The 20,625-nt window shown below is 68.9% G+C and carries 17 protein-coding genes, 1 tRNA gene and 1 pseudogene; 5 read left to right on the top strand and 14 right to left on the bottom strand.

The features are described 5' to 3' along the window. Positions 1-59: 59 nt before the first annotated feature. Together ADL03_RS21300 and ADL03_RS21295 are read left to right on the top strand one after the other, a co-directional pair. A complete protein-coding gene (locus ADL03_RS21300; RefSeq protein ID WP_053735276.1) occupies positions 60-1,019 on the top strand; it encodes an ATP-binding cassette domain-containing protein in 960 nt (319 codons plus the stop codon). Beyond that, positions 1,016-1,789: an ABC transporter permease gene (locus ADL03_RS21295; RefSeq protein ID WP_053735275.1), complete on the top strand. Its 774-nt coding sequence runs from the start codon at positions 1,016-1,018 to the stop codon at positions 1,787-1,789. Before ADL03_RS21300 ends, ADL03_RS21295 begins: the two co-directional genes overlap by 4 nt. 27 nt (positions 1,790-1,816) lie before the next feature. Here the strand turns inward: ADL03_RS21295 and ADL03_RS21290 are convergent, their stop codons facing one another. From ADL03_RS21290 to ADL03_RS21265, 6 genes are all read right to left on the bottom strand, one after another. Then, on the bottom strand, positions 1,817-4,849 hold the full coding sequence (locus tag ADL03_RS21290; protein WP_053735274.1) for a BTAD domain-containing putative transcriptional regulator: 3,033 nt from the start codon (positions 4,847-4,849) through the stop codon (positions 1,817-1,819). A 41-nt stretch (positions 4,850-4,890) separates the two neighbouring features. Continuing rightward, positions 4,891-5,184 (bottom strand): hypothetical protein, encoded by a 294-nt coding sequence (locus ADL03_RS48545; protein WP_053735273.1) that lies wholly within the window; start codon positions 5,182-5,184, stop codon positions 4,891-4,893. A 9-nt stretch (positions 5,185-5,193) separates the two neighbouring features. After that, on the bottom strand, positions 5,194-5,724 hold the full coding sequence (locus ADL03_RS48540) for a phosphotransferase family protein (RefSeq protein WP_053735272.1): 531 nt from the start codon (positions 5,722-5,724) through the stop codon (positions 5,194-5,196). 50 nt (positions 5,725-5,774) lie between these two features. Next, on the bottom strand, positions 5,775-6,167 hold the full coding sequence (locus tag ADL03_RS21275; RefSeq protein WP_053735271.1) for an MmpS family transport accessory protein: 393 nt from the start codon (positions 6,165-6,167) through the stop codon (positions 5,775-5,777). A gap of 128 nt (positions 6,168-6,295) precedes the next feature. Continuing rightward, entirely contained in the window at positions 6,296-8,113 is a 1,818-nt protein-coding gene (locus tag ADL03_RS21270; protein ID WP_063798664.1) for a lectin, read from the bottom strand. Between the two features lie 33 nt (positions 8,114-8,146). After that, entirely contained in the window at positions 8,147-10,018 is a 1,872-nt protein-coding gene (locus ADL03_RS21265) for a discoidin domain-containing protein (RefSeq protein ID WP_053735269.1), read from the bottom strand. Between the two features lie 109 nt (positions 10,019-10,127). Between ADL03_RS21265 and ADL03_RS21260 the strand changes: the two genes are divergently transcribed. Continuing rightward, positions 10,128-11,126 carry a LacI family DNA-binding transcriptional regulator gene (locus ADL03_RS21260; protein ID WP_197288526.1) on the top strand — a complete coding sequence of 333 codons (999 nt, stop codon included), beginning with the start codon at positions 10,128-10,130 and terminating at the stop codon, positions 11,124-11,126. Here ADL03_RS21260 and ADL03_RS21255 read toward each other — a convergent pair. Next, complete coding sequence (locus ADL03_RS21255; protein ID WP_053735268.1) at positions 11,116-11,556, bottom strand: hypothetical protein; 441 nt, start codon at positions 11,554-11,556, stop codon at positions 11,116-11,118. The two genes, ADL03_RS21260 and ADL03_RS21255, sit on opposite strands and share 11 nt — an antisense overlap. Before the next feature lie 117 nt (positions 11,557-11,673). Between ADL03_RS21255 and ADL03_RS21250 the strand changes: the two genes are divergently transcribed. Further along, positions 11,674-11,745 (top strand) — tRNA-OTHER (locus ADL03_RS21250). A 181-nt stretch (positions 11,746-11,926) separates the two neighbouring features. Here the strand turns inward: ADL03_RS21250 and ADL03_RS47255 are convergent. The 7 genes and pseudogenes from ADL03_RS47255 to ADL03_RS21215 all read right to left on the bottom strand — a co-directional run bounded on the left by ADL03_RS47255 (position 11,927) and on the right by ADL03_RS21215 (position 19,827). Next, positions 11,927-12,601 carry a zinc ribbon domain-containing protein gene (locus tag ADL03_RS47255; protein ID WP_157529049.1) on the bottom strand — a complete coding sequence of 225 codons (675 nt, stop codon included), beginning with the start codon at positions 12,599-12,601 and terminating at the stop codon, positions 11,927-11,929. Between the two features lie 283 nt (positions 12,602-12,884). After that, a pseudogene (locus ADL03_RS50845) lies at positions 12,885-13,637 on the bottom strand (site-specific integrase); the annotation flags it as partial. Between the two features lie 1,375 nt (positions 13,638-15,012). Further along, entirely contained in the window at positions 15,013-15,603 is a 591-nt protein-coding gene (locus ADL03_RS21230; RefSeq protein ID WP_197288525.1) for a helix-turn-helix transcriptional regulator, read from the bottom strand. A gap of 42 nt (positions 15,604-15,645) precedes the next feature. Beyond that, positions 15,646-15,792, bottom strand: a complete 147-nt coding sequence (locus ADL03_RS48535) for a hypothetical protein (protein WP_197288524.1) — start codon at positions 15,790-15,792, stop codon at positions 15,646-15,648. A 469-nt stretch (positions 15,793-16,261) separates the two neighbouring features. Further along, positions 16,262-17,170 carry a phosphotransferase enzyme family protein gene (locus tag ADL03_RS21225; RefSeq protein WP_063798663.1) on the bottom strand — a complete coding sequence of 303 codons (909 nt, stop codon included), beginning with the start codon at positions 17,168-17,170 and terminating at the stop codon, positions 16,262-16,264. Next, the gene (locus tag ADL03_RS21220; RefSeq protein WP_231642094.1) at positions 17,163-18,113 is read right to left on the bottom strand and encodes an XRE family transcriptional regulator; all 951 of its coding nucleotides are present in this window, start codon (positions 18,111-18,113) and stop codon (positions 17,163-17,165) included. Before ADL03_RS21220 ends, ADL03_RS21225 begins: the two co-directional genes overlap by 8 nt. Positions 18,114-18,342: 229 nt before the next feature. Then, the gene (locus tag ADL03_RS21215) at positions 18,343-19,827 is read right to left on the bottom strand and encodes a helix-turn-helix domain-containing protein (protein ID WP_053735261.1); all 1,485 of its coding nucleotides are present in this window, start codon (positions 19,825-19,827) and stop codon (positions 18,343-18,345) included. Positions 19,828-20,049: 222 nt separating this feature from the next. Between ADL03_RS21215 and ADL03_RS50840 the strand changes: the two genes are divergently transcribed. Then, entirely contained in the window at positions 20,050-20,448 is a 399-nt protein-coding gene (locus tag ADL03_RS50840; protein ID WP_157529047.1) for a zinc finger protein, read from the top strand. The last annotated feature ends 177 nt before the right edge of the window (positions 20,449-20,625 follow it).

Raw genomic sequence — 20,625 nt, 5'->3', positions numbered from 1 at the left:
GTGCGCGCGTTGCCAGCGCACGGGCGCACAGTCCTCCCGGACACAGGGAGGAACGGACGATGTCGCTGGCGATCAGGGCAGAGGGCCTGGTCAAGCACTACGGGGAGACCAAGGCCCTCGACGGTGTGGACCTCGAGGTACCGGAGGGAAAGGTCGTGGGGGTGCTCGGGCCGAACGGCGCGGGCAAGACCACGGCGGTGCGGGTGCTGGCCACGTTGCTGCGCCCGGACGCGGGGCACGCCACGGTCTGCGGGCACGACGTGCTCAAGGACCCGGTGGCGGTGCGCGCGCTGATCGGGCTGACCGGGCAGTACGCGTCGGTCGACGAGGACCTCTCCGGCACGGAGAACCTCGTGCTGCTGGCCCGGCTGCTCGACCACTCCCGTGCGGGGGCACGGGCACGGGCGGCGGAGCTGCTGGAGCAGTTCGAGCTCACCGACGCGGCGGGACGGGCCGCCAAGACCTACTCGGGGGGCATGCGGCGGCGGCTCGACCTCGCCGCCAGCCTCGTGGGGAGCCCGCGCGTGCTGTACCTGGACGAGCCGACCACCGGCCTGGACCCGCACGCGCGCAACGAGGTGTGGGCGGTCGTGCGCAGGCTCGTCGCGAACGGCACGACGGTCCTGCTCACCACGCAGTACCTGGAGGAGGCCGACCAGCTCGCGGACACGATCACGGTGTTCGACCACGGCCGGGTGGTGGCCGAGGGGCGCCCCGACGAGCTGAAGCGCCGCGTCGGCGGCCAGACGCTGCAGGTGCGGCCGACCTCGGCGCGCGACCTCGACGCGGTGCAGCGCATCCTGGGCGACCTGACCGGGGAGCGGCCGTCGCGGGACGACGACACGGGGCTGCTGACCGCGCCGGTCAACGACCCGGTGCTGCTGTCCACGCTGGTCCGCAAGCTCGACGAGGCCGGCATCACCGCCGACGAGCTGGCGCTGCGGCTGCCGTCGCTGGACGAGGTCTTCCTCGCGCTGACCGGGAAGAAGACCATCGAGCCGGAGAGGAGCCTGGTGTGAGCACGATCGCGTCGGACAAGGGCGTGCGCCACGGGTTCTCCCTGGCGTGGCGGGGGATCCTCAAGATCCGCAAGAACCCCGAGCAGCTGATGGACGTGACGATCGCGCCGATCGTCTTCCTGCTGATGTTCACCTACCTGTTCGGCGGGGCGCTCGCCGGCAGCACGGAGGCGTACCTGCAGATGCTCGTGCCGGGCATCATGGTGATGAACCTGTTGCAGGCCAGCATGACCGCGGGTGTGCAGCTGAACACCGACGCGGCCAAGGGCGTGTTCGACCGGTTCCGCGCCATGCCGATCGCGCGGTCGGCACCGCTGGTCGGCGCGGTGCTGGCCGACGTCGTGCGGTACGTGGTGTGCGTCGTGGTGCTGCTGGTCGTCGCCACGGTCATGGGCTACCGGGTGCAGACCGGCCCGGTGGAGCTGCTGATCGCGGTGGCGCTGGGCCTCCTGTTCGCGCTGTGCTTCTGCTGGGCGTCGGTGTTCATCGGCATGCTGCTCAAGACCCCGCAGGCCGTGCAGGGCCTGATGTTCGTGCTGATCATGCCGTTGACGTTCGGCAGCAACGTGTTCGTCGGCACCTCGACGATGCCGGGCTGGCTCAAGACGTGGGCCGACATCAGCCCGGTGTCGCTGATGGCCGACGCGTTGCGCGGGCTGCTCAACGGCGGGCCGATCGCGGGGCCGTTGACCGGGTCGCTGATCTGGATGGTCGGCGCGGTGGCGGTGTTCTTCCCGCTGGCCATGTGGGCCTACCGCAGGCGGGTCTGAGCACACCTCGTGCGACCGGGGCGGGCGTCAGCCGATGACGCCCGCCTCCCTGCGGATCTCGCGCATCGCCTCGTCCTTCGGCACGGTCGCCGCGTCCGGATCGCCGAGCGCGGCGACGAGGTCGCGCACACCGGGGTCGCCGAGGTCGAGACCGCCGCGGACGAGCTTGGCCAGCCCGAGCAGCCGCCACGCGACGTCGTCGGCGCCCTGGTCGTGCCGGACCCGGGCGAGGATCTCCACCGCCGCGGCGAGGTCGGGCATGTCGTTGCGCGCCGACGTCAGCTCGACCGCCACCGCGACGGCCCGCTCCGCTTCGGCGTGCCGGCCCTCCACCAGGCAGATGCGGGCTTCGAGCAGCGCGGACCACTCGGCGGCGAACGTGCCGAGCAGCTCGGAGTCGCCCACCGCGCGGAAGCTGTCGGCCAGCTCCCTGGCCTCCGCCACCGCGCCGGAACGCAACCGGATCTCCGCCTTGGCGTACCAGATCAGCGCCGTCATCTGGTCGTTGCCCGTCTCCCGCACGAACCGCTCGGCCTCGGCCAGCTGTTCCTGCGCCGCTGCCAGGTCGCCCATGCGGGCGTACTCGACCGCGATCCGCCAGTGCTGCTGCACGACGTCGTCCTGCGAGCGCAGCTCCCGCGCCAACGCCAGCCCGCGCTCGTACAGGGCGATCGCGCCGCGGTTGTCACCGGTCTGCGACAGGAACGCCGCCTTCATCCCGAGCGACATCGACGTGCCCCACCGGTCGCCGGTGGCCGTGAACAGCTCGTACGCGCGGTCGCGGGCCAGCGCCGCACCGGCCAGGTCGCCGTCGTCGACCAGGATGAAGCTGCGCGCCCACTCCGCTGCCGCCCGCGCCCACGGATCGGAGCTCGCCGCCGCCCGCCGCACCTCCCGGTGGCCGAGGTCCCTGTTCTTGCTGAGGAACGCCAGCATCGGCAGCGCGATCGCCAGCGCCGCAAAGCGGTCGATCGACGCGGCGCGCACGCACTCGTCGATGGCGGCCTCGGTCTCGGCGGGGTCGGGGATGCCCGGCATCGCCTGCATCATCAGCCGCATCGCGTTGAGCGCGGCGGCCACGTCGGCCGGCAGCCGGTCGCCGAACGCGAGCACGTCGTGCACCGCGGCGGTGGCGCGGTCGTTGTCGCCCTTCACCATCCAGTACCAGAAGATGCCGATGAGCAGGCCCGCGGCGGCGTCGGGGTCCTCGTCGTCGACCGCCCCGCGCAGCGCAGCCACGATGTTGTCGTGCTCGGCCTCGTAGCCGACGATCACCTCCAGCTGCCGGGCGGTGCGGGTGAGCGGCTCCCAGCTCTCGGTCAGCTCCCGGTAGTGCTCGCGGAAGCGCGCCACCACCTCGGCGGTCTCGCCGGACTCCGCGAGCTGCTCCGCGGCGTACACCCGGATCGTCTCCAGCATCCGGTAGCGCGGCTCGTCGTGGTCCAGGACGTCCACGATGGACTTCTCGACCAGCGACGTGAGCACGTACAGGTCGTGGCGGCAGATCCGTTCGATCGCGGCGAGGTCGGCGCCGGAGGGGAACACCGACAGCCGCCTGGCCAGCTCGCGTTCCTCCTCGGTCAGCAGGTCCCAGCTCCACTCGACCACCGCGCGCAACGTGCGCTGGCGGGGCAGCGCGGTGCGGCTGCCCGAGGTGAGCAGCCGGAACCGGTCGTCCAGGCGCTGGGTGATCTGGTGGACCGTCATCGACCGCAGCCGTGCGGCGGCCAGCTCCAGCGCGAGCGGCATGCCGTCGAGCCGTCGGCAGATCAGCTTCACGTCGGCCGCGGTGGACTCGTCCAGCCGGAAGCCGGGTTTCACCGCGACCGCCCGGTCCAGGAACAGCCGTACCGCGCCGTACCCGGAGATGTCGGCCTGCCCGTTCGGCACGGCGAGCGGACCGACCGGGCACAGCGACTCGCCCTCGATGGCCAGCGGCTCGCGGCTGGTGGCGAGCACCCGGACGGTCGGCACCAGCCGCAGCAACCGGCCCGTGAACTCGGCGGCGGCGTCGACCAGGTGCTCGCAGTTGTCCAGCACCAGCAGCGACTCGCCGGCCGCCAGCACCTCGGCGATCCGGCTCATGCCGTCGCCGCCCCTGCGCATCGGGTCGCTCGTGGCGAAGCTCAGGTCGAACGCGCTGAGCACCGCGCCGATCAGGTCGTCGGCCGCCCGCACACCGGCCAGCGGCAGGAACCACACCCGCCCCTTGGCGTGCAGCCGGTGCCGTGCGGCGGCCTCGGTCGCGAGCCGCGTCTTGCCCGCGCCACCCGGCCCGACGAGCGTGACGAGCCGCGCCTGGCCGAGCCGCTCGGCGATGCGCCCCAGCTCCTCCTCCCGGCCGACGAAGCTGGTGAGCCGCACCGGCAGCCGGTCGGCCACGACCCGTGGCGCCAGCTCACCGCGCACCGCCGCGAGGTGGACTTCCCGCAGCTCCGGCGACGGGTCCACGCCCAGCTCGTCGGCGAGCGTGCGGCGCACGTCCTCGTAGACGCGCAACGCCTCCGACTGCCGGCCCTGCGCGCACAACGCCCGCATCAGCAGCCCGGCGAGCCGTTCCCGCAGCGGGTGCCGCGCGTGCATCGCGGTCAGCTGCACGACGTCGAGCTCGCCCCGCGCGTACCTGTCCTCTTCCGCACTCAGGCGTGCTTCGTCCAGTTTGGCCGCCGCGATGTGCGCGAACGGCGCCTCGCGCACGTCCGCCAACGGCTCGCCACGCCACAGCCGCAGCGCCTCGTCCAGCCGCCCGTCCGCGCGGAGCCGTTCGAACCGGAACACGTCGACGTCGTCGGGCGCCAGCGCGAGCCGGTACCCGCCGGGCTCCAGAGCGACGTCCGGGCACACCTTCCGCAGCCGCGACACCAGCGACTGCAACGCGTTCGTCGCGTCCGCCGGCGGCTGCTCACCCCACAGGTCGTCGATCAGGGTGCCGGGCGCGACCGGGCGGCCGGGGTCGAGCGCCAGCCGGGCGAGGAGCATCCTGACCCTGGCACCACCGATGTCCACCGGTGTGCCGTCGTCGTCCTCGACCCTGAGCGGTCCCAGCAACGCCACACGCACACGACCAGCTTCCCAGATCGACAGACCACGCACGCGCGCCTTTACCGAAGACCGGCCACCGCCGTGTCGAGCGCCCGTGTGACCAGCCGCTCCACGCCCTCGTCGGTGCTGCCCCGCGGCACCCGTTCGGTGAGCATGACGAGGTAGAGGTACGCCTGGTAGGCGGCCAGCCGCACCCGGTCCGCGTCGGTGAACGCGAACCCGTAACCGGCCAGGAAGTCCACATCGGCCTCGATGCCGCCGAACAGCGCCGGCGACACGAACTCCGCGACCGGGTCACCCCAGAACGCCCGCTCCCCGTCGACCAGCCCGGTCAGGCCGCCGTCGGCCAGCACGTTGCCGTCCTACAGGTCGAAGTGCACCAGCACGGGCCGTTCGACCTGGGCGAACAACGCCCTGTGCTGCCCGACCGGGACGTCCGGGAGCACGACCCCGAAGCGGTCCGCGTCCGCGAGCACCGCGTCGACCATCCCGAGGAACGCCGCCGACCACGTCCCGTGCAACCCCAGCTGCGGGTAGCCGAACCCCGGCCCCTCGACCGCGTGCAACGCCGCGACCGCCTCGCCGAGCTGCCGGCGCACGACCGGCCGGTCCACATCGGACCGTCCGAACAGGGGAGTGCCGGGCAGCAGGGTGGTCACCAGGACGTCACCGTCGACGAGCGTGCACGAGAAGTCGGTGTGCACGACCTCCGGCACCGGCGCGACCTCCGACCCGAGCGCGCAGAACAACGCCTCGGTGCGCATCAGGTCCCGCTCGTACGTCAGCCCCGGCTGATCACCCGGACTGATCTTCACCACGAACTCGCCCTCGCCGGCCGAGACCCGGAACACCCGGTTGTAGGTGCCACCGCCGAGCGGCTCGACCTGGCGCACACCGAGTCCGGTAATGCGCTCCGTAGCTTCAGTGCTGACCAAAACCAACCCTACCTGTCGGTCACCTCGTCGCAGGTCACCGGCCGTCCAGGAGCAGCTGTGGAACTCGCCCACACCCGCTCGCCGTCGAGCAGGATGCGGCACGACAGCACCTCGTCGCCCGTCGGCGTGGCGGTGACCTCCGCCTTCTGCCCCGAGTTGACCACAACCTCCGCCGTCCACGGCAGTGCGCCGTCGACCGAGATCGTCCGCGGCGCGTCCCGCTTGCGGGGACTCGGGTTCTCGGTGTAGCTGATCTTCACCGGCGCGCCGGCCCGCCCGGTGACCTCGTAGGTGACGGCCCAGGCCTTGCCGGTGATCTCCGACCAGCCGAAGTGCTTGACCGCGACCACGAAACCCGCGCCGACGAGGACCAGCGCGGCCACCACTGCGAGCGTCTTCACGACGGTCAACGGTATGGGGGTGGCGCGCGAGCGGGCATCGTTCGCCGGGTTGACGGCGTGTCATCCCGCGGTGCCGGCGCGCGGCGCGACTGGTCCGGTGCCCGACGGGCACCGGACCCCGGAACGACCTACGCCGGTACCGTCCAGCGCTGGTTCGGCCCGCCCGTGCACGACCAGATCTGCAGCCGCGCGCCGTTCGCCGTGTTGCCGTCCCGCACGTCGAGGCACCTGTTGCTCCCGGCGTTCACCAGCGTCCCGCCGGACGCGGTCCACCGCTGGTTCGGGCCGCCGAAGCAGTCCCACAGCTGCACCGCGGCGCCGTCGGCGGTGCTGTTGCCGGTGACGTCGAGGCACTTGCCGAGGCCGCGGACCGTGCCGTCGGTGCCGAGCGTCCACGTCTGGTTCGGGCCGCCGACGCAGTCCCACAGCTGGGGCTGGTTGCCGTTGGCGGTGTTGCCGTCGGTGACGTCGAGGCACTTGCCGCCCAGGCCGGTGATGGGGCCGGTGCGGGTGCCGGGCTGGCCGGGGTCGAGCGTGCCCGGCCAGGTGAAGGTGGCCATGGCGCCGGCGGGCAGGCGGTAGCCGAAGGTCTGGCCGCCGTAGGAGACCTGGAAGTTCTGGTCGCCGCCGGTGTTGAGGGCGACCAGGGCGATGGAGCCGTCCGGGTTGCGGAAGGCGACGTTCTGGACGCCGCCCTCGCCGTAGCCGGTGGAGTCGACGCGGACGGCGCCGGGCTTCACGAACTTCGCGAGGTGGCCGAGGACGTAGTACTCGGCGTTGTAGGTGACGGAGGAGCCGTTGGTCGTCACCACGCCGGTGCAGTTGGTGCAGCTGCCGATGACCGGGCCGTTGTTCTGGTCGAGCGCCAGGTTCCACAGCGCGACCGTGCGGGCGTGGTTGCGGGTGGCGCCGATCGCGAGGTTCGTGCCCTGCCAGCGCAACGTGTCGCGGAACGTCGCCGCGTCGGTGGCCGAGCGGGTGCCGGAGCACTCGGTGAAGAAGATGTCCTTGCCCGGCTGGTTGTTCTTCACCACCGACTGTCCACCCGGGTTGCCGCCGTAGCAGTGCCAGGCGGAGCCGATGACGTTGGTGCCGGCGCCGTTGTTCACGGTCTGCGGGTAGGTGGTGTCGTCCCAGTTGTGGTCGTAGCCGAGCAGGCGGGCCTGCTGGCCGGCCGCGCGCAGCTTCGGGACCAGCGTGTTGATGACGTTGACCTGCTGCTGCGCGGACATCCGCATGCCGGGGTAGCCGGGTGGTTCGAAGTTCGGCTCGTTCTGGACGCTCAGGTAGTCGATCGGCGCGCCCGCGGCCTGGTAGGCCTGGGTGAACTTGACCAGGTAGTCGGCGTAGACGCCGATCCGGCTGTCGTTCAGCGAGCCCTGGATGAGGCTGTTGTTGTTCTTCATCCACGCCGGGGCGCTCCACGGCGTGGCCATGATGCTGAGCTGCGGGTTCAGCGCCTTCGCCTGCCGGATGAGCGGCAGGACGTAGGCGTTGTCGCGGGCGGTGGAGAACCGGGCGAGCGTGGGGTCCGCCGCGCCGTCGTCGTAGGTGTAGAAGCTGCGCGAGAAGTCCGAGGCGCCGATCGGCTGGCGCAGGAAGCTCAGGCCGATGCCGCTGCCCGGGTTGAACAGGTTGTTCATGATCTCGTCACGGCGTGGCGAGTTGAAGACGTTCCACGCGGCCGAGTCGGTGAACGACGCACCGAACCCGACCATGGACTGGTAGGTGGTGTTCGGGTTGACGGTGATCACCGGGCCGCTGCCGCCGCTGCCGAACGCCACGCCCGCCTGCTGGCGCAGGAGGTTCGTGCGGTCGGCGGTGGTCAGCCAGACGTTCGCGGTGGTCGCCGCGGTTGCCGGGGTGGCGAGGTACGTGCCCGCCGTCACGGCCACGACGGCCGAGACGAGGGCGGCACTGCGCCAACGGCGTGTTCCAGGGGACATTGGCCCTCCTTGCAGGGGTTCGGGCGCCCGGACTCACTCGTACAGCCGGATGTCGGCGATGCTCCACCAGTTGCTCGCGGCACCGGTGGCGGTGATCCGCAGGAAACGTGCGCTCGTGCGGACGTCGATGGTCGTCAGCTGGCCCGTGCTCTGTCCATTTGCGACGGTGCGCCAGGTCGTGCCGTCGCGGCTCACGTCCAGCTGCCAGGTGCGGGCGTAGTCGCCCAGGTTGCCGCCGCTGTCGATCGCGACCCGGCGGAAGTCGCGGTTGCGGCCCAGGTCGACCTGGAGGAACTGGCCCTGGGCCTGGGCGGCGCCGCTGGACCAGCGGGTCGAGGCGTCGTCGTCCACGGCCAGTGCGGCGCCCGTGCCCAGCGAAGCCGTGGCGGTGGCGCCGGTGAGCGGGACGAGGTCGAGCCTCGTCTTGAGCCTGTGGTGGGCGGGCCAGGTGAACGTGGCCAGTGCGCCGCCGGGCAGGGTGTACTCGAACGTGCGGTCGCCGACGTTGACGGCGAACGTGCGCGGGTCGTCGTTCTCGTTGTGCACCACCAGGGCGGTGGAGCCGTCCGGGTTGCGGAACGCCACGTCCATGACCTGGCCGTTCCAGCCGGTGGTGCCGAACGACGTGCTGGCGATGCGGCGCGCGCCCGGCTGCACGAACTTCGAGAGGTGACCGATCGTGTAGTACTCGGCGTCGGTGGTGACCGAACCGTCCGGCTGCACCGTCACCAGGCCGGTGCACGTGCCGCAGCCGCCGTTGTGCGGGCCGCCGGTGCTGTTCAGCGCGATGTTCCAGTTGACCGCGCTGCGGGCCCAGTTGCGGGTGGTGCCGAGCACGACGTTGCGGGCGTGCCAGCGCAGCGTGTCGCTGAAGACCTTGGCGGGCGGGTCGGTGGCGCCCTTCGAGCCGGAGCACTCGGTGAACCAGATGCTCTTGTCCGGGAAGGCGTTGTGCAGCGCGTTCTGCGCGCTCGGGTCGCCGTAGTAGCAGTGGAAGGCGGTGCCGGCGACCCACCTCGCGGCTTTGTCTCGCAGAACCTGGTACGGGTAGTCGGCTTCCGCCGTGCCGTCGTTGGGGTGCGTGGCCCAGTTGTGGTCGTAGGCGAGGATCTTCGTGCGCGGGCTGGCGACGCGGAGCTTCGGGCCGAGCGCCTCGATCACTGTCAGCTGGTCGGCGACGGGCATGTCGGTGCCGGGGTAGGCGTCCGGCTTGCGGTTCTGCGGTTCGTTCTGCACGGACAGGAAGTCGACCGGCACACCCGCCCGCGCGTAGGCCTGCACGAACTTCACCAGGTACCGCGCGTAGGCGTCGTGGATCCGCGGGTCGTCCTTGAGGCGACCGCCGACGAGCGAGTCGTTGTCCTTCATCCACGCCGGCGGGCTCCACGGCGTGGCCATGACCTTCAGCCGCGGGTTGAGCCGCTTCGCTTCACGCAGCAACGGGAGGATCTTCGCCTCGTCGTGGCGGACGCTGAAGTGCCGCAGCGCGAAGTCGGTCTGCCCGGCCGGCACGTCGTCGTAGGTGTAGTGCTCGGCCGCGGCGGTGAAGTCAGAGGACCCGACCGGCTGGCGCAGGAAGCTCACGCCGATGCCGCTCTTCGGGTCGAACAACCTGCGCATCGTCTCGGCGCGCACTGCGGGCGCGAGGTTCGAGAGCACCTCGGCACTCGAGTCCGTGATCGACGCGCCGAAGCCGTCGACCGTCTGATGTTGGCGGCCGGGGTCCACCACGATCGTCGGGTGCGTGGAGGTGGCGGTGCCGAACGCGACGCGCGGGCGTTCGTGCAGCAGCTCGGCCCGGTCCGGGCTGGTCACCCACACCCGTGCCTCCGGCGTGCCGGACGCCTCGGCGGTCGGCACGGCGGTCAGGCCGAGCACCAGAGCCACGATCGCGGTTGTTCTCATCGCCGTCCTTGTAACAGGAGTTCATCATCTTGAAACGTCTGCTTCCAGGATGAAACACCTCGGCGTGGTGGCGGTCAATGGCTTGCTTCAGTTCCGGTACAGTGACCAGGTGGAACGTGCTTCCGGCTCGATGAAACACCGGGCCAGCCTCCGGGACATCGCCGCGGAGACCGGCGTGTCGATCGCGACCGTCTCGCGCGTGCTGAACGACCACGTGAACGTGGCCCCGCGGACCCGCGACCTGGTGCTCCAGGCGCTCGAACGCCGCAAGCAGGACACCCGGCAACGGACCGTCTACGTGCGCTGCCCGTACGTCCTCACCGACTACTTCGGCCTGATCGTCTCCTCGGTCGCGGAGACCCTGAAGCTCCACGGCGTGCGCCTGCTGCTGGACGCGGGGGAGTCGGCGCAGCACACCGAGGCGTTGCGCGGCCTGCCCGGCCAGGAGGACGTGCACGGCGCGATCCTCATCCTGCCGCCGGAGGAGGGCGACGAGCTCGTCGCGCTGGCCCAGGCCGGTTTCCCGTTCGTCGTCGTCGACCCGCGCACGCCACCGCCGCCGGACATCGCCTCGGTCTCCGCCGCCCACTCGTCCGGCGCCCGCGCGGTGGCCGACCACCTGATCTCGCTGGGCCACCGGGACATCGCGGTGATCGCCGGTCCGTCGGAGTGGCTGGCCGGCGACGCGCGGCTCGCCGGTCACCGGTCCGCACTGGCCCAGGCGGGCGTGCTGCTGACGCCGGACCGGTTGCGGTGCATCGAACCCACGACCGCGGAGGGCCGCCGGGCGGCGCTGGAACTGCTCGCGCCGCAACCGCGGCCGACGGCGGTCGTGTGCTTCAGCGACAAGGTGGCGGTCGGCACGATGCAGGCCGCGCGGTCACTCGGGCTGAAGGTGCCGCAGGACCTGTCGGTCGTGGGGTTCGACGACATCGACCTGAGCGAGGCGACCGATCCGCCGCTCACCACCGTGCGGCAACCGTTGCAGGAGATGGGGAGCATCGCCGTCACGCAACTGATGCGGATGCTCGACGGTCACCGGCCGGAGGCGTTGCACATCGAGCTCGCGACCTCGTTGGTGGTGCGGGAGTCGACCGCTAGTGCATGACGCCCCAGGTGCGGGTGGCGGGGTCGATGAGGACCTGGAACTGCTGCTGGCCGTCGAAGTGGTGGCACCAGTGGCTCGCCTCGAAACCACTGTCCCCCAGCGGGATCCACAAGGTCAGCCGGTGTGAGGTCGACTCGCCGTCGTCGTGCGCCTCGCTGTCCAGGACGTCGGCGAGCACGGTCCTGCCCGTGGCGCGCAAGGCGGTGGTCTCCTGCGCGTTCGCCGATGCCGACGACCACAACGCCATCATGAGCAGCACGACCACGAGCATGCCCAGCTCGCACAGGGCGAGGCCCCACCACGGCAGGTCCGACAGGGCGAACGCGACACCGCCCGCCACGGCGGCGATGATCGAGGCTCCGGCGAGCACCTTCTGGACCCTGGCCGAGCCACGGCTGGTCAGGACGACTTCGGCGGGCGTCGTGGTCACCGGCCGATCTTATGCGGCGGTGACGGGCGTTCGAGGCGCTCTGCGACAAGTTGCCTGTGAGGCGTGGATGGGAGTCGGACTCCGCGTCCACGTACCGCGTGCTGGCCGGAGGCCGCGGCACCAGCAGCCGAACCGGGGAGGCGGCGGACTCAAATCCGTCCAGTGTGCGTTCGAGTCGCACCGGGGGCACGAACTGCATTCACACTGACGTCTACCTGCGGGTTTGCTGGTATGACGTGCGTCTGAGGTGGATCGTCCGATTGCCGTAGCGCGGTCGCGGCGGCGGCGACCGCAGGAACGTCGTCTTCGGGCAATGTGATCACCAGGGTGGCTTCGCGGGTCTGGTGGTGAATCTCGATCTTCAGCTGGGTCAGCTCGTACAGGCGTCGTTGCAGGTCCTCCGGTGCCCGGCGCAGGTTGAGCGCCAGGTGGGGGAGTGTGTCCAGCAGATCCAGGTCGGTCTCGTCCGGTCGTCGGGTCTGTGTGATGTCCTGGGTGTCGAGTTCGACGACTTGGTCGAGAACGAGACGTCGTTCCGTCTGCAGGTCGTTGTAGCGCTGACGTAGCCCGAGGGTGAAAACGGGTCGTCGGGTTCGGCGCTCTCGGCTTGTCTGAGCAGGTTGTCCTGTCGGCGTGCCAGGTCGGCGGCGTGGCGCTGTAGGCGGGCCCGTTCGTCGGAGCGCTGTCGGTTTGCCTGCTGTTCGGCCTGGTCGATGTCCTGGGTGAGCAGGGTGCGCCGGCCTGGGTGGAAGAGGAACTCGCTGTATGCGTGCTCGACCGCCGTCATGATCGCTTCTTCGCGCACGTAGACAGTGCGGGGGTGCCCGGCGTGCTTGTCGGGACGGCCCCGGTTGTTGTTGGTCGGCCAGCAGCGGTAGTACGTGTATCTCAGCTTGTGGCGGTACCCCATCATGCGTCGGCCGCAGTCGCGCACCACGCGACTTCGAAACAGGTACGTGCGCTTGGTGTAGCGGTGGGTGTTGGGCTCGGCGCCGTCGCGCGACCCCTTGCGCTGGTCGCTGGTGGCGTTCACCGCGTCGAACATCTACTTGGGGATCAGAGGTTCGTGGGCGGGTTCGGGCGACCACACCCACATTTCCGGCGGGTTGGGCTTGTTCCGCCCACCGCGGCTGCGCCGGGCCCGTCGGTTGTAGACCTGTTCGAACTCCGCCCATTCTTGGGCTTGTCGGGTCGCGGTATTCGCCACCAGGGCGCAGCGCTCGGCGGCGTGTGATGAACGAGCGGTGGTGACGCAGGACGTCGTCGTTGTAGACGGCGACGTAGGTCTGGGTCGTGTTCAGGTCGTTGTGTCCAAGCAGTTTTGCGGCGATGTGCACCGGCAGACCGGCGGAGACGGCTTCAGTGGCGAAGATCCGCCTGAAGTCGTGTGGCGTGTAGCTGAGCAGGTTTCCGTCGGGGCCGACCAGCTCGGCGCGTTGGATGGCGAGCTTGAGCAGGCGGTGGGTAGTCGCCGCGCTCATGACGCGGATCTCGGCGCCATGGCGGCGCTGGAACAGGTGCGGTAGTGGCGCGCTGGTCACACGCTCGTACGGGTCGTAGCGCGCTACCAGCGGAACCCGTTCGTTGCCGGCGCGGACCCGGTACACGATGCGCGCGAGGACGTGGGCCAGCTCTGGGGCGACCAGCAGCACGCGCTCTTGGTCGAGTTTGGACGGTGCGATCTGCAAGAGCGGCACGACCTCGCCGGTGTCGGGCAGAGTGTGCGTGGTCAGCGCGAGGTGAGTCAGCTCCAGCATCTCTTCGTGCCGAATCCCGGTGTGCCGAAGGGTTTCCACGACTGCCCAGGTCCAGAACGCTTCGTCTTCGGCGCGCTCGACGTCGATGTGCTCACCTGTGTCGCAGCGTTCCACGCGTACCCGGCAGGCTCCGCGCTGGTTGCCTGTGCGGGCGTCGGCGGCAACCTGGACACGGCGGAACTTTGTGCCGTCGACGCCGAATTCGTCGCCGACCGCCGCGTCCGATGCCGCGGCGAGCAGTTTCTCCACCTGTTCCAGCTGCCGCTCGACACTGGTGACGAGGTCGGGCAGCAACGGCGCGAGGGTGCGGGTGCGCTGGTGCATGCGAGCGCGGCGTTGCCGCTGGTGCTTCATGGCGCCGCGGACGTCTTCGTCGCGGATCGGGCAGCGAAAGACCCAGTGCGCGATGTCGAGATAGAGCGCGCGAACGGCGAAGAAGACGCTGTACCGGTCCGCGCGGGGTTGCCCCTTGCTGGAGCTTCGGCGCTTGAATCCAGCCCGTTCCTTCCACGCGGCGGCGACCTCTGGCGGGAGGTCGATCATGTCCAGGCCGGGGTCGTGCTCTTCGATGTCCTTCCAGAACACACCAGCGAGCAGGCCAACGAGGCTACGCAGAGACACGTGGTCCATCTCGGCAGCACGTTCGCGCAGGTAGCGAATCAGCAAGGCCCGCACCGGTTCGCTACGCAGCTCGTGGCGGTCGACGAGGTCCTCGACGCTGAGCTGCCCGCGGTGGCGAGCGGCACGCATCGTCGGTGTTCCGGGCGGGAACACGTTGTGCGAGCGCAACAGGTCCCATGCCAGGCCGACCGAGTCGCCGTTGCGTCCAGAGGCGCGCAGTGCGGCGTGGCATTCGTGCAGATCGTCTGGTGTCAGCTCGCGGGGGCCACGGCCGGTATGCATCACGACGCGGGTGAGGTGGTTGAGCGCATCGACTCGGACGCGTTCGCGGACGCCGTCTCGCTCCGCCGTGGCGTCGATCTCGGCGAAGAACTCCGGGTCGGTCGCCGCCTGGACGTGTCGGTAGGTGTCGGAGAAGTGGTTGGTGATCATCCAGTCGTAGCCGGGCCGCAGCACGCGCAGGCTGATCAGGCAGCTCATGCCGAGCGTAAACAGCCTGCGGGCGTTGAACTGGCTCATTGCCTCCGCCGCGACAAGCGCGTCGACGCCCGCGTCACGCCAGCCTTTGCCGTACGATTCGGCGCCGCTGGCCTCCCATCGCGCCTGCCAGGTCGCGCCCGGCCAGGACTCCAGCCACATCAGCAGCCGCGTCACTCCATTGCGGCGGGACTGCCGCTTGTCCGGGTGCTGATCTCCGACCGGCAGGTCATAGGCCAGTTGCGCGAGCTCGTCGCCGTGCAGCTGAGTCTGCGGCCATGCGTCCGCACGGCGCGTTGTGTCCGTCGTCGAGCTGGAAGGAGCTGTTGGTGATGGTCGATTGCTTGGCTTCTTCTGCACGGGTGCCGTGGTCATCCGCGGAACCCAGGTTGCCAGCCGAACAGCTCCCGCAGGTCCGCCGAGTCGTAGCCGACGGCCGGCGCCGCATCGGTCGGTCGGCGTTCGTCTCGCCGCTGGTGGTGTTGGCGGACATGATCGACGAGCTGGTCCAGGCGCAGCCGCTCTGGCGAGGTCAGATATCGCAACTGTCTGAATGCCTCGGATTGGCAGTCAACGGACCATGGGTTTCGGGCTCTCCGCATCAGTTGACGTTATCGTCGAGTCCAGCGATTGCCGTGATGTCCTCGGGGGACATGTGCAGGACCGTAGCGATCTCCTTGGCGAGAACCGGGTGCGGGTTCAGGCGTCCGCTGCGAAGCATGTGGATGGTCGACATCGATCGAGCGGTGTCCATTGCCATGTCCTTGACTGGGATGCCGCGCAGGTTCATCAGCCTGGTGAACACCTTTGCGAACGGATGAGGTTCCAGCTGGCCAGCGGGTGCCTGTGCGGGACCGATAACTATGTCGCCGATCTTGGGTTGGAATCGGATCAGTTGGTCGCTCTCAAACCTGACCTTCGCGACGAACGGCAAGGTGTCACCGCTGTCGGAGCTGACGGTGCCTGGCACGGATACCTCGGTGAACCTGGTGTTGGAGCGATCGTGATCGCCTGCGATCTCCAAGGGGATGCCGGGCTCGATGTGGGCGACTTTCCAGTCGCGATTCCACCACGGAAGGTCCTGCAACATATCGTTGAAGAAGGGGACCAGGGCGGTGAGATCTACCGGCTTCGGCGGGAAATTCTGGCCAGGGACAATGGCGCTTGGCCAGTATGTCAGTGCCGCGATCACGTCTGCGCTCAGCGTGCGGTTGGCAGGACTTATCGCCAGAGCTTATCGATCGCAGGCATCAGCAATGGAATCCGTGAACGCTGCTTGCGGGCTGTTGCTGCGGTGGCTGACTTCTGCCGCGTAGCTCGTCCAGTCGCCGCTGCTGGCGCGTTGCCAGGCGACCGCGACGGTGATGTGGATGCCGAGCATCTTGGCGAGGATGGCAGCGGGCAGGTCCGTGGCGAGTTGGAACAGGGCGGTGGATCGTGCTTGTCCTGGCTGCAGTCCGAGTTGGCGGAGTCGTTGGCCGAGTTGGTAGGAGCTGATGGGGCGGCCGGGTTGTCCTCCGGGGAACAGCCAGGGCGAGGCTCCTTTGTCGCCGATCGCGGCGTGACCGCGGCGGGAAGCGAACCGTTGCCGTAGAAGGCCTCCTACTCATCGGAACACAAAGACAGCACATCTATCCACTGTAGAATCGGAGGGATGAACTGGATCGGCGCGATGGGGAGGACCGCTTCTCAACGACGCGTGCGCCATGCTCGTCATCGCCGCCGACAACACCGGCGACGCGAGGACGCATCTGCAAGCGATCAGAGTGTCGGGTTCGGTATCCACGGCAGCGGTACCGGTTCCTATCGTGGGGGGAGACTGCTGGGGAGTGGGGAACAACCCGAGCGACTCAGAACGCCGACCATGACCAGGGCTGTTCGATTTCGCCGCGCAGGCATGCCACCCGATGCCGGACCTGTTCGGCTGCCTCCGTGCTGGTTTTGGCTTTGCCGAGGACGAAGGCGGTCCAGCGCAGTTCTCTGATGGTCGCCAGGGTGCGGTAGCCAGACCACGCGGTCATGTCATAACCGCCGTAGGCGTCCACGAAAGCCCGGTAGTCCGAGTCCGTGAGCCGGGCGAAGTCGGTGTGGTCGACGGCCAAGGAGACCAGGTCCCACTCCCGAGGCCCGATTCCGACGTGGTCGAGATCCAGCAGCACGGGGTCGCCACCCGCCGTGGGCACGACAACGTTGCCCTGCCACGCATCCCCGTGAATGACGCAACGAGACAGGCCCGGAACCAGCGCCGAGTACTCGCCGTGCAACCGCTTCACGAGATTTCGTAGCCAGGCTCGGTCGTCCTCCGGCAAGGTGGTACCGCCGTCGATCGCTTCGTGCAGTCCCTCGAACGGGTCGACGACGGCGAACGACGGCGACTGCGGCACGTCCAGCGCGTGCAGGCGCCTCAGAACCGCGCCCAGTTCCCCTGGTGTGGCGTGGCGGTGGTCAGGTAGCTGTACCCACCACGTCACGGGTCGAGTTCCCACCACCGTCGGCTGGTCGATGTCGTCGACGGCGCGGACGACCGTGATCCCGGCATCAGCCAGCCAACGCGACGCCTGGATCTGCCGGGCGGCAGCCGGCGTCGAGCCTGCAGGGCCCACACGAGCCACGACACCGCCGGTCAACTCGTAGATGACGTTCGCGCCGTCACGGATCAGGGTCACTTCCGCGGCGGGCACCCCGGCTTTCTCGGCCGCCACCGCCAGCACATCACGCGGGTCTCCGGCCAGAGCCGGACTCGTGTCCACTTCAGACATCGGTGGTGCCGGACTTCACGAGTGCCGAGAACTCGGCCACTTCGGGTATCGCACGGTGTTGTCGACTCGCTCGCACCAGCTTCGCGAGCTCCTGGTCCATCCGACGTGAGTGCAACATCGCGGCATCATCGACGACCTGCCGTCCGAGGAGAACGGCTTCACGCGGATCCCCGATCGTCATGTGCAAGGTGGCCAGGCGCGCCCGTGAAAACGCCCGAGAGCGCGGATAGGCGTCGCTGTGCGCACGAATCGCGGAGACGAGTCGTTCGGCGGCATCCCCTGGCTGTTTGTCCGCTACGGCGAGCGGAATCAGCGCCTGCGCGCTACTGCCTGCGTGCTCAGCCTCGTCGTAGTAGACCAGCCAGGGCGGGTCGATCTCCGGTTGGCGCTGGGCAAAGCAGGCGTCCGCGCGGCCGACTTCGGCTCGCGCTTCACCGTGACGGCCCAGCACCGCCAGCAACCGAGCCCGGACCACACCGATCATGGCACGCGCGGTGGCGGTCAACCGGTCAGCTCGCACCTGGGCGAACTCGATCAGGGACAACGCCTCGTCCCAATTCCCCAGATAAATCGCCTGGCGTGCCATGTCGGCGAGGATTGCGGCACGCAGCTCCCACGAGCCGCCTTGCTCGGAGCACCACAGACCGAAGCGAAAGCATCGAGCGGCTGCCTCGTGGTCTCCAACGTCGAAAGCCGAGAACGCCACCACGCCGGCGAGGTTGCCGACAGCTTCGAACATGCCAGCTTCAACAGCGGTGCTGGCTCGGGCACCCAGCAGACGGCCGGCCCATCGCAGATGTGCGGCCCCTGCTTCCCCGGCCATACCTCCGCCGTAGAGGTTCTCGCTGGCAGCCAAAGCGCTCGTCATCAACTTGACCTGTTTGACCTCGGCCCAGCCCACCCGCCGCGACGACTTCACGGTCAGGGTGAGGGACTCGATCAACTCAGCCGGGGCCCACTGCACGCGCTCCCGACGAGGCCGCCGGCACCACTCTGCACTGCCGGCATGAACACATCAGATCCAGTACGCACACGGACTCAGGGGCCACCAGCATCAGCCCGGCAGCTCACCCCCGTCGGGCTTTGCCCGCATGCCTCCTCACCACCTTTGATGCTATCCCTTCATCGCGCTGGCTCACATCGCACATGCCGTGCCGCCATCCTCACGCTGCTCAGTGGAGCAGGAGATGGCGATCACGCCACGCCAGGCGCAGCAAGGTCAAAGAGCTGGCGGACAGACGCGGCTCGAGCCGGTCGATCGCTTCGCCGGTGAAGGGCATGTCGGACCGACCGCCTTCACCGACGACGTGTCCTTCATCGTTGGTCGTCACCAAGCCGGTGAACAAACGGTCGAAGATCTCGTCATCGACCACGGCAACGGTGCATTGGCCAGCCCCCAGGGTAAGAGCGTTCATGGCCAAGCCGTAGTGCCAGAGCCGGAACCGGCCGTCTGCGCGAGCCTGCTCAAAGGAGCGGAACGGCTCCTGCCCGGCGTAGTCGATGGAGCTGGGCCCGGCCCCGTCATGTTCGGGGTTCCCGAGGAACTCCTCGGAGTACTCCCGCATGATGTTGCGCCACAGGGAGAAGTCGTTGTGAACGTCAGCCGCGGCGAGCGATGAGGGCTGGAATTCTCCAGCGGGCATGACGGTGCACATGCCGCCGCCGTCGGCAACGGCACGGCCGTCGCGCTGGTGCATCATGAACCGGTGCTCTCCCCGCCGGTCCCTGCGGATCGTCACAGTGCTGATGCCAGGTGACATCAAGATTCGAGCGGGGTCGAACGGGTCGCTGATCGCCGAGCGCAGCGGTAGTGCGCTCCAGTCCGGGACCGACCCACCTGATGCCAGCCAGGCAGCCTTGAACTCGTGAGCAAGACATTCTCTGAAGTCGAGCACCTCGAAGAAGGTGGTGGTCCCGAAGGTGAGCTCGAGTCCATCGCTCTGGGACACCCCCAACAGCCGGTAGCTGAGCCGGTTCTCCAGCAGCCGGGGCCGTACGAGGTCTCGAACGGCGCGGCTGTAGCCGGCATAGCGCTCACCGCGAGCCGTGAGCGGCAGAACGTGGTCCACAGGCTCCAGCTTCGGCACCGGGCGCGCGGTGTCGGAGAACTTCAGCCGTACCGAGTCCAGCTCGACGGGTGTGTCCAGTAGCCAGCCCGAGCCGGTCAACACATGGCCGCCGGGCGCCCTCATGGTCACCGGGTACAGCCATGCGGCCAGTTCGGCCAGTTCACGCCCTCGCGTGCCCACAGCGCGACGGACCCGAAGCCACTTCTCCTGGCTCCGACGGACGTTTTCGGCGATCACAGGACCAGGTGCATCATCCAGATCAACCTGATCCGCAGACCGCTGCGGCGGCCCCGCGGTCGAGGTGAGGGACTCGGGAAACTCAGCCAGGGTCCACTGCCCGCGATCCTGACCAGAGGCATTCGGGTTCGGATCGACATGGTCGGACACGAGCAGGATATCGGCCAGTTCCTTAGCGGACAGCCCGAGCGCTCTCGCTAGTCGCAACTGCACGAGCGGTCCTGGACTGTTCTCGCCGCGTTCCCAGCGGCCGACAGCGCCGATGCCGACCTCCAGGAGCTCCGCCAACCGCTCCTGGGTGTAACCCGCAGCTTGCCGGCGAGCCGCAAGCGCTCTCCTGGGTGTCGTCATGAATCCCCCGCACCATCCGAAGCACAGCCACAGACACCCTAGCTTGCGTCAACTGCAAATTGGCCATTCAGTTCAGATAACTTCGATTTCACCCGATCGGTGCATCTGATTGTTTACGTTGGTAGATGTGCCGTCTGGCCCGTTTCATGCTGTACGTCGGACCGATTTGCATAAGGACACTTCGCTGGTGCATAGATTTCTGTGTATCACTGGCAGGCAACCATGTCTTTGCTCATGGTCCAGTTTCGCGGGAGCGGCCAGAGATGCCTCGTAGATACAAGTGGCAGTCGCATGACGGTCGCCGCTACGCGACACTTAAGGCTTGATATTCGCGATGTCAACCGCACACTGTGCGGTCTGCAAATCACGATCGGACCGGACGTATGGTCCGACTGTGAACGATGTCGGCCTACGTGCACCGAGTGCGACCGCGCATGGCGAGAGGCGGAGAACATTGTTCCTTGGCCACGGAGTGCGTCGGGCGGGCGCTCATCGCGACCGGCACGGCACCGGCAGGCAGCTCGGCTAGATCGGTCGGGTTGCGCGGGGGTGCACCGGAAGGCGCACTTGACCGCGCTCACAGATGCGCCGCACACGTCCAATCGAACATACGTGCGATGACGGTGATAGGTTCTCGCCTCATGGATCGGCAGGCTCTCGGACCGTCCCGAATGGACGGCAGGCTCACGTTCAGGTACGACTCCACCGGCCAGCCGGTCGCGCTCTTGCCTGCGAGGTGCAAGCTCGGCCGGCACACCCTCGGTCACTCCCGGTTCCGGGCGATCGTGCACGACGGTG

Source organism: Nocardia sp. NRRL S-836, assembly GCF_001279525.1.
Taxonomy (GTDB): Bacteria; Actinomycetota; Actinomycetes; order Mycobacteriales; family Pseudonocardiaceae; genus Lentzea.
Note: the sequence above shows the minus strand (reverse complement) of the source record. Positions and strands in the feature narration are given on the sequence as shown.